Origin of the sequence: Pseudomonas sp. Pseusp3, from assembly GCF_047304225.1 — a bacterium.
GTDB classification, from domain to species: domain Bacteria; phylum Pseudomonadota; class Gammaproteobacteria; order Pseudomonadales; family Pseudomonadaceae; genus Aquipseudomonas; species Aquipseudomonas fluorescens_CD.
In genome coordinates this window covers 19,936-31,950 of record NZ_JBGLYV010000067.1, presented here as the reverse complement: position 1 = coordinate 31,950, position 12,015 = coordinate 19,936, and the positions used below count along the sequence as shown (strand labels likewise).

Below are 12,015 nucleotides of genomic sequence, written 5' to 3'. Positions count from 1 at the left end.
CCCCCCCCCCCCCCCCCCCCCCCCCCCCCCCCACCCCCCCCCCCCCCCCGCGCCCCCCCCCCCCCCCGCCCCCCCCCCCCCCCCCCCCCCCCACGACGCCGCCCGTGTGATCATTTCAGTCCTCAAGCAACTCGATTGCGCTGCGCCGCTGTGGGGCACGTACCACTACGCCGGACATGAGGCGACCACGCCGCTGGCGCTGGGGCAGGCTATTCTGAGCGAAGCCCGCAGCCTGCATCCGCTGGCCATCGAAGCCCCGACCGCCCAGGCCCACGCCGCGCGTCCGGATGCTGCCGAAGAACCGCAACATGCGGTATTGGCCTGCAAAAAAATTCTGCACACCTTCGGGATCAAGCCGCGCGCCTGGCGTGCGGCGCTTCCCGCTCTACTGGACAGGTTCTATCGCCATGGCTGACGGTCCCGTTTTGATCACCGGTGGTGCCGGTTTCATTGGTTCGCACCTGACTGACGCCCTGCTTGCCAAGGGCCATGCGGTGCGAATTCTCGATGACCTGTCCAGCGGCAAGCGCAGCAATCTGCCGCTGGACAATCCCAAGGTCGAACTGATCGTCGGTGACGTCGCCGATGCGACGCTGGTTGCCCAAGCGATGGCCGGTTGCAGCGCCGTGGCGCATCTGGCGGCCGTGGCCTCGGTTCAGGCGTCGGTGGACGACCCGGTGCGCACGCACCAGAGCAACTTCATCGGTACGCTGAACGTCTGCGAAGCCATGCGCCAGGCCGGGGTCAAGCGCGTGCTGTTTGCCTCCAGCGCGGCGGTGTACGGCAACAATGGCGAGGGCGAGTCGATCGACGAAGACACGCCTAAAGCGCCGCTGACGCCCTATGCGGCGGACAAACTGGCCAGCGAGCACTACTTCGATTTCTACCGCCGCCAACATGCGCTGGAACCGGTGGTTTTCCGCTTCTTCAACATCTTCGGCCCGCGCCAGGATCCGTCCTCGCCGTACTCCGGGGTGATCAGCATTTTCAGCGAGCGCGCGCAAAAGGGCCTGCCGATCACCGTGTTCGGCGATGGCGAGCAGACCCGGGATTTTGTCTACGTCGAAGACCTGGTTGACTTGCTGGTGCAGGCCATCGAGAAGCCGATGGTCGAAGTCGGTGCAGTCAACGTTGGCTGGAACCAGGCAACGACCCTCAAGCAAATGCTCGAAGCGCTCGAAGCCGTGGTTGGCAAGCTGCCACCGGTGAGCTACGGCCCGGCGCGCTCCGGTGACATTCGTCATTCCCGGGCGAACAACCGGCGTCTGTTGGAACGCTTCACTACCACAGAGCAGACACCGATGCGTGTGGGGCTGGCGCGGTTGCTGGGGCGATAGATCACTTGCATGCGGACATGAAAAAGGCGCCTTTTTACAGGCGCCTTTTTCACGGCCGGAATTTACCTTGAAGCGGATAGATTCCCTGTGGCGAGGGGGCTTCCCCCGTTCGACTGCATGGCAGTCGCCGTCAGTTTCAAGTCTGCTCGCCACCAAGCCTCATTCACCACCACGTGAACGTTCTTTAGAACTTGTAGCCCAGGCCAACCATGTACACAAACGGATCGACGTCCACGTTGACCTTGGCGCGGGTGCCTGGGGCAATGGCGTTGTTTTCCACCGTGGCGCGGGTGTCGATGTCGATGTAGCGCACCTGGGCGTTGAGCAGGACATTGTCGGTCAGCATGTAGTCGGCACCCACCTGCCAGGCCAGACCCCAGGAGTTTTTCGCCTTGAAGTTGCTGAAGCCGGCGGACTCGGCATCGCTGCTGAGGTTTTCGTCGTAGATCCAGGTGTAGTTGATGCCACCGCCGACGTACGGCTGGAACGCCGACTTCGAATCCAGCGGGTAGTAGACCAGGCTCAGGGTGGGCGGCAGGTGTTTCAGGGAGCCGAGTTTGCCGTTGGCAGCAGGCAGGGCGGTACCTTTGAGTTTCACGTCATGCTCGAACGGGGTGGCCGCGAGCAGTTCGATCCCCCAGTTGTTGGTGATCATGTAGGCGAAGTTCAGGCCCAGCTGTGTGTCGCTGTCCATGGTCGCCTTGCCGCCCAGGTTGGTGCCGGCCAGTGGACCTTGATCGACCTTCACGCTGGAGCTGTCGGCTTTCGGGTTAACCGTGATGGCGCCCGCACGAAGGATGATGTCACCGGCCTCGTGGGCGTGGGCGAGCGGGGCTGCGAGCGCGAGGGCAACCAGCGAAGCGCTGAGCATGGACTTGTTCATGGGGGCTCCAGAGGACGTTAAAAATTTTGATGTCCAATGGTAAGCCGGCTAACTATTCGGTCTTTTGATGCAGCTCAAGGAAAGTGGGAAGGGGGTGGATTTTGTGGTGTTTTTGCTGGCCTCTTCGCGAGCAAGCCCGCTCCCACACTGGAATGTGTTCCCCCCTGTGGGAGCGGCGGTGCGGCGATCCGACTTGCTCGCGAAGGCGGCATTTCCGACAGCACAAAACGACCGGTTTCACTCCGGCAGTTCATACAGATAAATCTTGTCCGCCTCCATCTGATATCCGGCATCCGCCAGCTCACTGGTGGATGCCTTGACCTGCAACGCGCCTTCGATCCAGTACGGCTGATACAGCTCGTCGAGCTTCACGCCGACCTCGCTCTTGACGTGCACGATCTGGTTCGACGGTGGTGGCGGTACGTGGATGCAGGCGCCGAAATACGGCACCAGCAGAAACTCCGTGGTACGTCCTTCCTCGCTCACTTCCAGCGGCACGATGTAGCCCGGCAGGCGAATGCTCTGGCCATCGAGGGCCTTGACCACCGGTGCGTTGGGCAGGTCCTGCTTGGCGGCCGGTGCCGACTCGGCCGACAGGGCATTGCTCATCTGCGACAGGTCATGCAGCGGCGTCATGTTCGGCACTTCTTTCGGCGCATCCGGCGGGATCATCTCCGACCAGGTCAGGTCTCGCGGCTGGGCGGCCCACAAGGGCAGGGCGACCAGCATCAACAGCGCAAGTACAGCGCGGGGCATTTTCAACGTCCTCATAAACGGATCGACAGGCCATCGGCCAGGGATTGGCGATAGGCGCGCCAGGCCGGCACGCTGCCCATCAGCAGCGCGGCGACGAGGATGCCACCGAGTAGCGTCCATTCATACTCGCTTGGCCAGGACAGCGGCAGGAACAGGCCGTAGTTGGCTTGCACATAACCCTGGGCCGCCGCGATGCACACATACAGCAACGCCACACCGGCGATCACGCCCGACAGCGCGAGGGCAAAGGCTTCGAGCACCAGCAGCGTCGCGATATGCCACGGTCGCGCCCCCACCGAACGCAGGATCGCCATTTCCCGGCGGCGTTCGTTGAGGCTGGTGAGAATGGCCGTCAGCATGCCGATCAGTCCGGTCAGCACCACAAACAGCGAAACCACGAACAAGGCTTTTTCCGCCGTGCCCATCAGGCTCCACAGCTCTTGCAACGCCACGCCCGGCAGGATCGCCAGCATCGGCTCCCCGCGGAACTCGTTGATTTCCCGTTGCAGGGCAAAGGTCGAAATCTTGTTGTTGAGGCCGAGCATGAACGCGGTGATCGCCTGCGGCGTGAGGTCCATGTTGCGTGCTTGATCGGCCGTGATGCGACCCTCGCCCCGGGCCGGTACGCCGTTATGCCAGTCGATATGAATCGCTTCCATGCCGCCAAGGCTGATGTGCAGCGTGCGGTCCACCGGGGTGCCGGTGCGCTTGAGAATTCCAACCACGGTGAACGGCTTGTCGTCGTGCTTGACCAGGCTGATCGCCGCCACGCCGTGGGCCAGCACCAGTTTGTCGCCGAGTTTGTAATGCAGTGCGTCGGCCACTTCGGCACCGAGCACCACTTCGAACGGGTCGGTGGCGAAGGCCCGGCCATTGGCCAGCTCCAGGTGTTGCTGGCGTCCGTACTGGTAGTGCTCGAAGTAGGCTTCGGTGGTGCCCATCACCCGGTAGCCGCGATGGGAGTCGCCGAGGGACATCGGGATGGCCCACTTCACTTTCGGGTTGTTGGCGAAGTGCTCGAAGCTGTCCCAACGGATGTTGTTGGTGGCGTTGCCGATGCGGAACACCGAGTACAACAACAGGTTCACCGAGCCGGAGCGGGCGCCGACGATCAGGTCGGTGCCGCTGATGGTGCTGGCGAAACTGGCCTTGGCTTCGGTGCGCACGCGCTCCACCGCCAGCAGCAGGCACACCGACAGGGCGATGGCGAACGCTGTGAGGATCGCGGTGAAGCGGCGGTTAGCCAGGCTGGCCATGGCTAGACGAAACAAATACATCTCAGACCTCGGACGGGGTGGCGGCGCGATTGAGTTCGGCCAGCGACAGGTTGTGATCGAACAACGGCGCAAGGCTCTGGTCGTGGCTGACGAACAACAGGCTCGCCCCGGCTTCGCGGCACTCGGCGAACAGCAGGCGAATGAAGTTCTCGCGGGCGTCGTAATCGAGGGCCGAAGTCGGCTCGTCAGCGATCACCAGTTCCGGTTGACCGATCAGCGCGCGGGCGGCGGCGACCCGTTGCTGCTGGCCGATGGACAACGAATCGGCACGGCGACCGAGGATGTTTTCATCCTTCAAACCCAGGTGGGCAAGCAGCGTCGCGGCCGCTTTGTCGACGCTGCCGTGGCGTTGTTTCGCCCGTTCGGCGCGCAGTTTCGAGAAGTGGCAGGGCAGTTCGACGTTTTCACGCACCGACAGAAACGGCAGCAGGTTGAATTGCTGAAAGATGTAGCCGGTGTGATCGACGCGGAAGTGGTCGCGGGCACCGGCCGAGAGTTGCGTCAGTTCCTGGCCGAGCAGGCGGATACTGCCGCGATCAGGTTTTTGCACGCCGCCGAGCAAGCCGAGCAGGGTGGTCTTGCCGCTGCCGCTGGGGCCTTTGAGGAACAGGGTTTCTCCGCGCTCCAGGCGAAACGCCGGGATGTCCAGCAGTGGCGGGTGACCGGGCCAACTGAAGCCCAGGTCGGACAGTTCGATGAGTGCTTGGGTCATGTGAAACCGGTGTGGTTGGTGGTGAACCCTTGTAGGAGCGAGCTTGCTCGCGAAAAACCTGAGAGCACAGAGGTGAATCAGGTTTCCCGCGTTATCGTTGACGTCCATCGCGAGCGGGCTCGCTCCTACAAGGGGAACGAGGTGATTTAGAATTTCAGCGCAGCAGCCTTGTCCGTCACTTCAACGCCTTGCTGCCCGCTCGGGCTGATCAGTTGTACCTGAATTTTCCGGGTGGCCGGGAAGCTGGTGAAAATATTCGCAAGGTCCAGCGACTTCAGTGCCGCCGGCGTGGCGCAGGTGAACTGATAGCGAGCGTGGATTTCGCTGTGATCATGGTGATGTTCGTGGCCGTCTTCGTCCTTGGCGTCTTCATCGTGATCATCGTCGGCATCGGGTTTGTCGCCGAACAGCGGGCTTTCCAGTTCCTGGTTTTCCACCACGCAACCAGCGGCTTTTGGCAGGTTGAACAGGGCCAGCGGTTGCTCCAGTCGGGCGCGGGCGGCGGCGACTTTGGCCTTGTCTGCGTCGCTGGTGGCGACGTGCTCGAAACCCACCAGGTTCATGGCCGGGCTTTCCAGCTCCAGTTCCAGGGTCTGCCCGTCCAGCGCCGCGTTCAGGCGTCCCACGCCATGTTCGTGGGCGCCCAGGCTGCCATGCTCATGATCGTGTTCGTCGGCGGCATGGGCGACAGCCAATGGCAGCATGGCAAACGGCAGGGCAAGAAGCAGACGACGCATGACGAGTCTCCGAAAAGTAAAATGAAGAATATGTTATGTAATCTTATAACGTTGGTGCGGAGAGTTTGACTGCCTGCTTGGCGTTGCACAAGTCCCATGGGAGCATGCAGGGAAGAAATGTGCGGGAGCAGACCTATGTTGCGAATTCGCGGAAGCATCGGCGACTGGCCGGTGGATCTGACCCTGGAGATGGACGACGCGGACTGGGCGCGACTAGGGGCGCAGCTGCAGGTGGAAAAGTCCGCAGTCAGCGCGCCAGCGGCGAAACCGCTGAATCAGGATGATGCGCTGTGGCAGATCGCCCGGGATTTGTTGCGCACGGCCGGGCAGCTCAGCGGACCGGATCTGCTCGATCAACTCGAAGGCCTGACCGGCAGCGCGGCGGCGGGCAAGCGTCTGTTGGTGCGGTTGCGCCACAGTCCGGACGTGAAGGTGGAAAGCGGCACCGATACACCGCTCTATCGCTGGCTGTTGTAGGAGCGAGCTTGCTCGCGATGGGCGTCAACGATAACGCGGGAAACCTGATTCACCTCGGTGCTCTCAGGTTTTTCGCGAGCAAGCTCGCTCCTACAGGATCGGCTTAGTACAGCGCGGCAAACAACTTGCGGCGGTACGTGCTGACCAGCGGGTGGTCATTGCCCAGCAACTCGAACACCTGCAGCAAGGTCTTGTGCGGCAAGCCTTCGCTGTAGCTGCGGTTGCGGATGAACAGCTTGAGCAAGGCATCCAGCGCGGCGTCGTACTGCTGACGAGCCAGTTGCTGGATGGCCAGTTGATACACCGCTTCATCGTCCTGGGGATTTTTCGCCAGCCGGGCCTTCAGGTCGGCGGCATCGGGCAAGTCCCTGGCCAGGCCGAGAAACTTGATTTGCGCCTTGGCACCGGCCAGCGCGGCCTTGTGCTCGTCGCTCTTGACGGCATCCAGCACGGCTTGCGCTTCGCCCAGTTCACCACGCTCGGTCAGGCAGCGGGCGTACAGGATCAACGCCTTGGCGTTGGTGTTGTCTTCACCCAGCAGCACTTTGAGCAGGGCTTCGGCATCGGCAAAGCGGCTATCATCGAACAGTGCCTGGGCCTGTTCGAACGGATCGGCGGCGGCCGGTGGCGGCATCTGCACATGGGGTTCGAGCAGGGCGCGCACGGCGGATTCCGGCTGGGCTCCGGCAAAACCGTCGACAGGCTGGCCGTCCTTGAACAGCACCACGGTCGGCAGGCTGCGGATGCCGAAGCGGGCGACGATGTCTTGCTCGATGTCACAGTTGACCTTGGCCAGCAGCAGCTCACCCTGATAGCTCTCGGCAATGCTTTGCAACATAGGCATCAGCACTTTGCAGGGCGCGCACCATTCGGCCCAGAAATCCACCAGCACCGGTTTGTGGAAAGAGTTCTCGATCACCGACTGGTCGAAATCGGCAGTCGTGGCGTCGAAGATGTACGGCGTTTCCTGACTCATGGGCAATCTCGTAAAAGCGTGAATGGGGCAACTATACGGCTTGGTGGGGTCGGGCCGGAAGCGGGGTAGTCGTGAGAGGTGTGTTGCCTGAACGGGCGCCTTCGCGGGCAAGCCCGCTCCCACAAGGCGAACGCATTCCAATGTGGGAGCGGGCTTGCTCGCGAAGCTCTTGGCTAACGCCGCGCGTGGTACAGGCTCACATGCCGAAACTCTTCCGGTTCAGCCAGATCCGGCAAGGTCATCGCTTCGAGCATTTCAATGCGCTGATACAGCGGGTGACGAAAATCCCTCACGCGCGAATCGGCTACCAACGCCTCCCGGCCACGACTCAAAAACTCATCGAGCAACGGCAGGTTCGCCCGGTCATACAACACGTCCGCCACCAGAACCAGATCAAACCGATCGGCTTCGGCAAAAAAATCCGTCGAATAGTTGAGTTGGACATCATTGAGCTCGGCATTCGCCCGGCACGCGGCAATCGCCAGCGGGTCGAGGTCGCAGGCCACCACTTCCAGCGCGCCGGCCTTGACCGCGGCAATCCCGGCCACCCCGGACCCGGCGCCGAAATCCAGCACGCGCTTGCCTTTGACCCACTCGGGGAATTGCGCAAGATAGCGGGCCACCGCCAGGCCGCTGGCCCAGCAGAAGCTCCAGTACGGTGGCTCATGCAGAATGCGCCGGGTTTCTTCCGGGCTGAAGGCGCGGTCCATGTTGTCGCCGTCGATCAGCCACAGTTGCAAATCGGTTTCCGGCAACGGGCAGGCCACCAGTTGTGCGTCGCCGAGCAGTTCAGCCAGGGCCCGTTGCAGGTCGATCGGTGCACTCATGGGGCTTTGACGAATTGCAGTTGGCCCAAGGCCTGGGTGGTCGGCTGGGTGATCAGCAGCGACGGCAGGTGCAGGATCAACTGGCCGGACTGACTGGCGCGGCCTCGCAGTTCCACACGGGCACCGACCGGAAAGGCATCCGGGTTGAAACGCAGGTGAAACGGCAACACCTGGTTGTTGCCGATCAGGCTGGAGCTGGCGAGCAATTGTTGCGGGCGGCCTTTTTCGTCGATGACCAGCAAAGCCAGTTCGACTTCGGCACCTGCCGGCACGCCTTGCAGAGTGCCGCTCAGTTCACGTTGATAGGCAGGCAAGGGGCCGAGCTCAGCCGCCTCCCTGGCCTTCTTCTGCGCCTGTTGCGGCGCCGGGCCTGGCGTTGGCGGCTGGGGCTTGGGCGCATCGCTGCCGCAAGCCACCAGCAGGCTGAAAACACTGAGCAAAACGAGCGGACGTAACGACATCGGTGGCTCCATAAAGCTGAATTCCATGGATCAAGTGATCATTGCGTCTGTATACCGCAAACCCTATGGCTTGTCTTGCCACCGGGATGCGCTACCATGGCCCTCCCTTTTTTTGTTGCCTGCCACCATGCACTGTCCCTTCTGCGGTGCCAACGACACCAAGGTCATCGACTCGCGTCTGGTCGCCGAGGGCGAACAGGTGCGCCGCCGGCGTGAATGCCTGGCCTGCGGCGAGCGTTTCACGACGTTCGAGACGGCTGAACTGGTGTTGCCGCGCCTGATTAAAACCGACGGCAGTCGCCAGCCGTTCGACGAAGAAAAACTCCGCGCCGGCATGCAGCGCGCGCTGGAAAAGCGCCCGGTGAGCGTCGAGCGCCTCGAATCGTCGCTGGTGCACATCAAACACAAACTGCGAGCCACCGGCGAACGCGAGGTCAAATCCCTCGTGGTCGGTGAACTGGTGATGGCCGAGCTGCAGAAGCTCGACGAAGTCGCCTACATCCGCTTCGCCTCGGTGTATCGGCGCTTCCAGGACCTCAACGAGTTCCGCGAAGAGATCGACCGCCTGGCCCGTGAACCGGTGAAAGAATGACCACGCCCGCAGAACTTGCCATCCTCGATGCTCATTTCATGGCCCGTGCCCTGGAGCTGGCGCGTAAGGGACACTACACGACGCACCCCAATCCGCGGGTTGGTTGCGTGATCGTGCAGGGCGGGCAGATCGTCGGTGAAGGCTGGCATGTTCGCGCCGGCGAGCCTCACGCTGAAGTCCACGCCTTGCGCGCGGCCGGTGAGCAGGCTCGTGGCGCGACCGCCTATGTGACGCTCGAGCCGTGCAGCCACCACGGCCGCACGCCGCCCTGTGCCGATGCGCTGGTGAATGCCGGAGTGGCCCGTGTGGTCGCGGCGATGCAGGACCCGAACCCGGAAGTCGCCGGTCGCGGTCTGCAGCGTTTGGCCCAGGCCGGCATCGCCACTGAAAGCGGCGTGCTGGAAGGCGAGGCACGCCAGCTCAATCAGGGTTTCCTGAAGCGCATGGAACACGGCCTGCCCTTCGTGCGGGTCAAGTTGGCCATGAGCCTGGACGGTCGCACGGCGATGGAAAGTGGTGAAAGCCAGTGGATCACCGGTACAGCTGCACGTTCGGCGGTGCAACGCCTGCGCGCCCAGGCCAGTGTAGTGCTGACCGGCGCCGATACGGTGCTGGCGGACAACGCGCGGTTGACCGTGCGCACCGATGAGTTGGGACTGGATGCCGAGCAAACGGCCCTGGCCATGAGCCGCCCGCCGCTGCGGGTGCTGGTCGACGGACGTTTGCGGGTGCCGCTGGATGCGCCATTTTTCAAGGCCGGTCCGGCCCTGGTCGCCACCTGTGTCGCAGTGGAAGAACAGTACGCCAATGGCCCGGAATGCCTGATCGTGCCCGGTTATGACGGCCAGGTCGATCTGCGTCAATTGCTGGTCGAACTCGCCGCCCGTGGCGTCAACGAGGTGTTGGTCGAGGCCGGTCCGCGTCTGGCGGGTGCCTTTGCCCAGTTGGGTTTGGTGGATGAGTTCCAGATTTTCATCGCCGGCAAGTTTTTGGGTTCCTCGGCGCGGCCATTGCTCGACTGGCCGCTCGCGCAAATGAAGGATGCGCCCGAGCTTAAAATCACCGAAATTCGCGCGGTGGGCGATGACTGGCGAGTCACTGCCATTCCTTTGCCAGCCGCGAGCGTATAATTTTCAGCCATCGCGCAAGCTTTGGCTTTGTTCTCGAGGAGAACCTCATGTTTACCGGCATCATCGAATCCATCGGCAGTATTCGTGCATTGACCCCAAAGGGCGGTGATGTGCGGGTACACGTCGAAACCGGCAAGCTCGACCTGAGCGACGTCAAACTGGGCGACAGCATCGCGGTCAACGGCGTGTGCCTGACCGCTGTCGAGTTGCCCGGCAACGGCTTTGCGGCAGACGTCAGTCGCGAAACCCTCGACTGCACCGCCATGAACGACCTGAAAAGCGGCAGCCCGGTCAATCTGGAAAAAGCCCTGACCCCGACCACTCGTCTCGGTGGGCATCTGGTCAGCGGTCACGTCGATGGCGTGGGCGAAGTGGTTGCCCGTACCGAAAACGCGCGCGCCGTGGAGTTTCGCATTCGCGCGCCGAAGGACCTGGCCAAGTACATCGCCCATAAAGGCTCGATCACCGTCGATGGCACCAGCCTGACCGTGAACGCAGTCGATGGCGCCGAGTTCCTGTTGACCATCATTCCGCATACCCTGAGCGAAACCATCATGGCTTCGTACCAGCCGGGCCGCCGGGTGAACCTGGAAGTGGACTTGCTGGCCCGTTATCTGGAGCGCCTGTTGCTCGGCGACAAGGCCGCAGAACCGACAGCCGGCAGCACCATTACCGAAAGCTTTCTGGCCGCCAACGGCTACCTCAAATCCTGACTCAAGGGGGTGCCTTGTGGCGCTCAATAGCATCGAAGAACTGGTTGAAGACATCCGCCAAGGCAAGATGGTCATCCTCATGGATGACGAAGACCGCGAGAACGAAGGCGACCTGATCATGGCCGCCGAGTGCTGCAAGCCCGAGCACATCAACTTCATGGCCAAGCACGCCCGTGGCCTGATCTGCATGCCGATGAGCCGCGAGCGTTGCGAACTGCTCAAGCTGCCGTTGATGGCGCCGCGCAACGGTTCCGGTTTCGGTACCAAGTTCACCGTCTCCATCGAAGCGGCCACCGGTGTGACCACCGGCATCTCCGCCGCAGACCGTGCACGCACTGTACAAGCGGCTGCCGCCCGTGATGCCAAGGCCGAAGACATCGTCAGCCCGGGCCACATCTTCCCGCTGATGGCCCAGGCCGGCGGCACCCTGGCCCGCGCCGGCCACACCGAAGCGGCGTGCGACCTGGCGCGCATGGCCGGTTTCGAGCCGAGCGGCGTGATCTGCGAAGTGATGAACGATGACGGCACCATGTCCCGTCGCGCCGAGCTGGAAGCTTTTGCCGCCGAACACGACATCAAGATCGGCACCATCGCCGACCTGATTCACTACCGGATGATCCACGAACGTACCGTTCAGCGGATTGCCGAGCAGCCACTGGACAGTGAACTGGGCCAATTCAACCTGGTGACCTATCGTGATTCGGTGGAAGGCGACGTGCACATGGCACTGACCCTGGGCAACGTGTGTGCCGAAGAACCGACCCTGGTTCGCGTGCACAACATGGACCCGCTGCGCGACCTGCTGATGGTCAAGCAACCGGGCCGCTGGAGCCTGCGCGCCGCCATGGCCACGGTTGCCGAGGCCGGCAGCGGCGTGGTGCTGTTGCTCGGTCACCCGCTCGATGGCGACGTGTTGCTGGCGCACATCCGCGAAACCGCCGACCACCTGACGGTGAAAAAGCCGACCACCTACAGCACCGTGGGTGCCGGTTCGCAGATCCTGCGCGACCTTGGCGTACGCAAAATGCGCCTGATGTCGGCACCGATGAAATTTAATGCGATATCCGGTTTCGATCTGGAAGTTGTAGAATACGTGCCCTCCGAATAATGACCGGTCGTTTCCGGGCTTGAATTCGC

General features: G+C 62.6%; 15 protein-coding genes. 7 read left to right on the top strand and 8 right to left on the bottom strand.

Annotated features, from left to right (window positions below; all coding sequences use genetic code 11):
* Both ACCD00_RS21140 and ACCD00_RS21135 read left to right on the top strand, forming a co-directional pair.
* A partial coding sequence (locus ACCD00_RS21140) for a sugar nucleotide-binding protein (RefSeq protein ID WP_413427374.1) occupies positions 1 to 415 on the top strand: 415 nt, incomplete at its 5' end.
* Positions 408 to 1,337, top strand: coding sequence for an NAD-dependent epimerase/dehydratase family protein (locus ACCD00_RS21135; RefSeq protein ID WP_413427373.1), 930 nt, complete (start codon positions 408 to 410; stop codon positions 1,335 to 1,337). The genes ACCD00_RS21140 and ACCD00_RS21135, both read left to right, overlap by 8 nt.
* A 184-nt stretch (positions 1,338 to 1,521) precedes the next feature.
* Here ACCD00_RS21135 and ACCD00_RS21130 read toward each other — a convergent pair whose 3' ends face one another.
* From ACCD00_RS21130 to ACCD00_RS21110, 5 genes are all read right to left on the bottom strand, one after another.
* Positions 1,522 to 2,220: an OmpW/AlkL family protein gene (locus tag ACCD00_RS21130; protein WP_413427372.1), complete on the bottom strand. Its 699-nt coding sequence runs from the start codon at positions 2,218 to 2,220 to the stop codon at positions 1,522 to 1,524.
* A 237-nt stretch (positions 2,221 to 2,457) separates the two neighbouring features.
* Positions 2,458 to 2,976, bottom strand: coding sequence for a DUF3299 domain-containing protein (locus ACCD00_RS21125; RefSeq protein ID WP_057400609.1), 519 nt, complete (start codon positions 2,974 to 2,976; stop codon positions 2,458 to 2,460).
* An 11-nt stretch (positions 2,977 to 2,987) separates the two neighbouring features.
* Positions 2,988 to 4,253: an ABC transporter permease gene (locus tag ACCD00_RS21120; protein WP_413427371.1), complete on the bottom strand. Its 1,266-nt coding sequence runs from the start codon at positions 4,251 to 4,253 to the stop codon at positions 2,988 to 2,990.
* A gap of 1 nt (position 4,254) precedes the next feature.
* A complete protein-coding gene (locus ACCD00_RS21115) occupies positions 4,255 to 4,965 on the bottom strand; it encodes an ABC transporter ATP-binding protein (protein WP_008018167.1) in 711 nt (236 codons plus the stop codon).
* A 146-nt stretch (positions 4,966 to 5,111) separates the two neighbouring features.
* Positions 5,112 to 5,702, bottom strand: a complete 591-nt coding sequence (locus ACCD00_RS21110; RefSeq protein ID WP_413427370.1) for a DUF2796 domain-containing protein — start codon at positions 5,700 to 5,702, stop codon at positions 5,112 to 5,114.
* 135 nt (positions 5,703 to 5,837) lie between these two features.
* On the opposite strand from ACCD00_RS21110, the gene ACCD00_RS21105 reads away from it, so the two are divergent.
* On the top strand, positions 5,838 to 6,179 hold the full coding sequence (locus ACCD00_RS21105) for a hypothetical protein (RefSeq protein WP_413427369.1): 342 nt from the start codon (positions 5,838 to 5,840) through the stop codon (positions 6,177 to 6,179).
* A 103-nt stretch (positions 6,180 to 6,282) separates the two neighbouring features.
* On the opposite strand, the gene trxA is transcribed toward ACCD00_RS21105, so the two are convergent.
* From trxA to ACCD00_RS21090, 3 genes are all read right to left on the bottom strand, one after another.
* Positions 6,283 to 7,155, bottom strand: coding sequence for a thioredoxin (gene trxA, locus ACCD00_RS21100; RefSeq protein WP_085718203.1), 873 nt, complete (start codon positions 7,153 to 7,155; stop codon positions 6,283 to 6,285).
* A gap of 173 nt (positions 7,156 to 7,328) precedes the next feature.
* A complete protein-coding gene (locus tag ACCD00_RS21095; protein WP_413427368.1) occupies positions 7,329 to 7,982 on the bottom strand; it encodes a class I SAM-dependent methyltransferase in 654 nt (217 codons plus the stop codon).
* Positions 7,979 to 8,443 (bottom strand): hypothetical protein, encoded by a 465-nt coding sequence (locus tag ACCD00_RS21090; protein ID WP_413427367.1) that lies wholly within the window; start codon positions 8,441 to 8,443, stop codon positions 7,979 to 7,981. Before ACCD00_RS21090 ends, ACCD00_RS21095 begins: the two co-directional genes overlap by 4 nt.
* A gap of 127 nt (positions 8,444 to 8,570) precedes the next feature.
* Between ACCD00_RS21090 and nrdR the strand changes: the two genes are divergently transcribed.
* The 4 genes from nrdR to ribBA are packed head-to-tail and all read left to right on the top strand — an operon-like array spanning position 8,571 to position 11,986.
* A complete protein-coding gene (gene nrdR, locus ACCD00_RS21085) occupies positions 8,571 to 9,035 on the top strand; it encodes a transcriptional regulator NrdR (protein ID WP_003228656.1) in 465 nt (154 codons plus the stop codon).
* Positions 9,032 to 10,165, top strand: coding sequence for a bifunctional diaminohydroxyphosphoribosylaminopyrimidine deaminase/5-amino-6-(5-phosphoribosylamino)uracil reductase RibD (gene ribD, locus ACCD00_RS21080; RefSeq protein ID WP_413427366.1), 1,134 nt, complete (start codon positions 9,032 to 9,034; stop codon positions 10,163 to 10,165). Before nrdR ends, ribD begins: the two co-directional genes overlap by 4 nt.
* A gap of 47 nt (positions 10,166 to 10,212) precedes the next feature.
* Positions 10,213 to 10,878: a riboflavin synthase gene (locus ACCD00_RS21075; RefSeq protein WP_008018158.1), complete on the top strand. Its 666-nt coding sequence runs from the start codon at positions 10,213 to 10,215 to the stop codon at positions 10,876 to 10,878.
* Between the two features lie 16 nt (positions 10,879 to 10,894).
* A complete protein-coding gene (ribBA, locus tag ACCD00_RS21070) occupies positions 10,895 to 11,986 on the top strand; it encodes a bifunctional 3,4-dihydroxy-2-butanone-4-phosphate synthase/GTP cyclohydrolase II (RefSeq protein WP_057400602.1) in 1,092 nt (363 codons plus the stop codon).
* Positions 11,987 to 12,015 lie beyond the last annotated feature (29 nt).

Bases quoted from the DNA above. Each gene is read 5' to 3' on its own strand.
- ACCD00_RS21075 (WP_008018158.1), top strand. From the start codon at position 10,213: ATGTTTACCGGCATCATCGAATCCATCGGCAGTATTCGTGCATTGACC.
- ACCD00_RS21115 (WP_008018167.1), bottom strand. From the start codon at position 4,965: ATGACCCAAGCACTCATCGAACTGTCCGACCTGGGCTTCAGTTGGCCC.
- ACCD00_RS21130 (WP_413427372.1), bottom strand. From the start codon at position 2,220: ATGAACAAGTCCATGCTCAGCGCTTCGCTGGTTGCCCTCGCGCTCGCA.
- ACCD00_RS21120 (WP_413427371.1), bottom strand. From the start codon at position 4,253: ATGTATTTGTTTCGTCTAGCCATGGCCAGCCTGGCTAACCGCCGCTTC.
- ACCD00_RS21095 (WP_413427368.1), bottom strand. From the start codon at position 7,982: ATGAGTGCACCGATCGACCTGCAACGGGCCCTGGCTGAACTGCTCGGC.
- ribD (WP_413427366.1), top strand. From the start codon at position 9,032: ATGACCACGCCCGCAGAACTTGCCATCCTCGATGCTCATTTCATGGCC.
- ACCD00_RS21105 (WP_413427369.1), top strand. From the start codon at position 5,838: ATGTTGCGAATTCGCGGAAGCATCGGCGACTGGCCGGTGGATCTGACC.
- ACCD00_RS21090 (WP_413427367.1), bottom strand. From the start codon at position 8,443: ATGTCGTTACGTCCGCTCGTTTTGCTCAGTGTTTTCAGCCTGCTGGTG.
- ACCD00_RS21125 (WP_057400609.1), bottom strand. From the start codon at position 2,976: ATGCCCCGCGCTGTACTTGCGCTGTTGATGCTGGTCGCCCTGCCCTTG.
- trxA (WP_085718203.1), bottom strand. From the start codon at position 7,155: ATGAGTCAGGAAACGCCGTACATCTTCGACGCCACGACTGCCGATTTC.
- ACCD00_RS21135 (WP_413427373.1), top strand. From the start codon at position 408: ATGGCTGACGGTCCCGTTTTGATCACCGGTGGTGCCGGTTTCATTGGT.
- ACCD00_RS21110 (WP_413427370.1), bottom strand. From the start codon at position 5,702: ATGCGTCGTCTGCTTCTTGCCCTGCCGTTTGCCATGCTGCCATTGGCT.
- nrdR (WP_003228656.1), top strand. From the start codon at position 8,571: ATGCACTGTCCCTTCTGCGGTGCCAACGACACCAAGGTCATCGACTCG.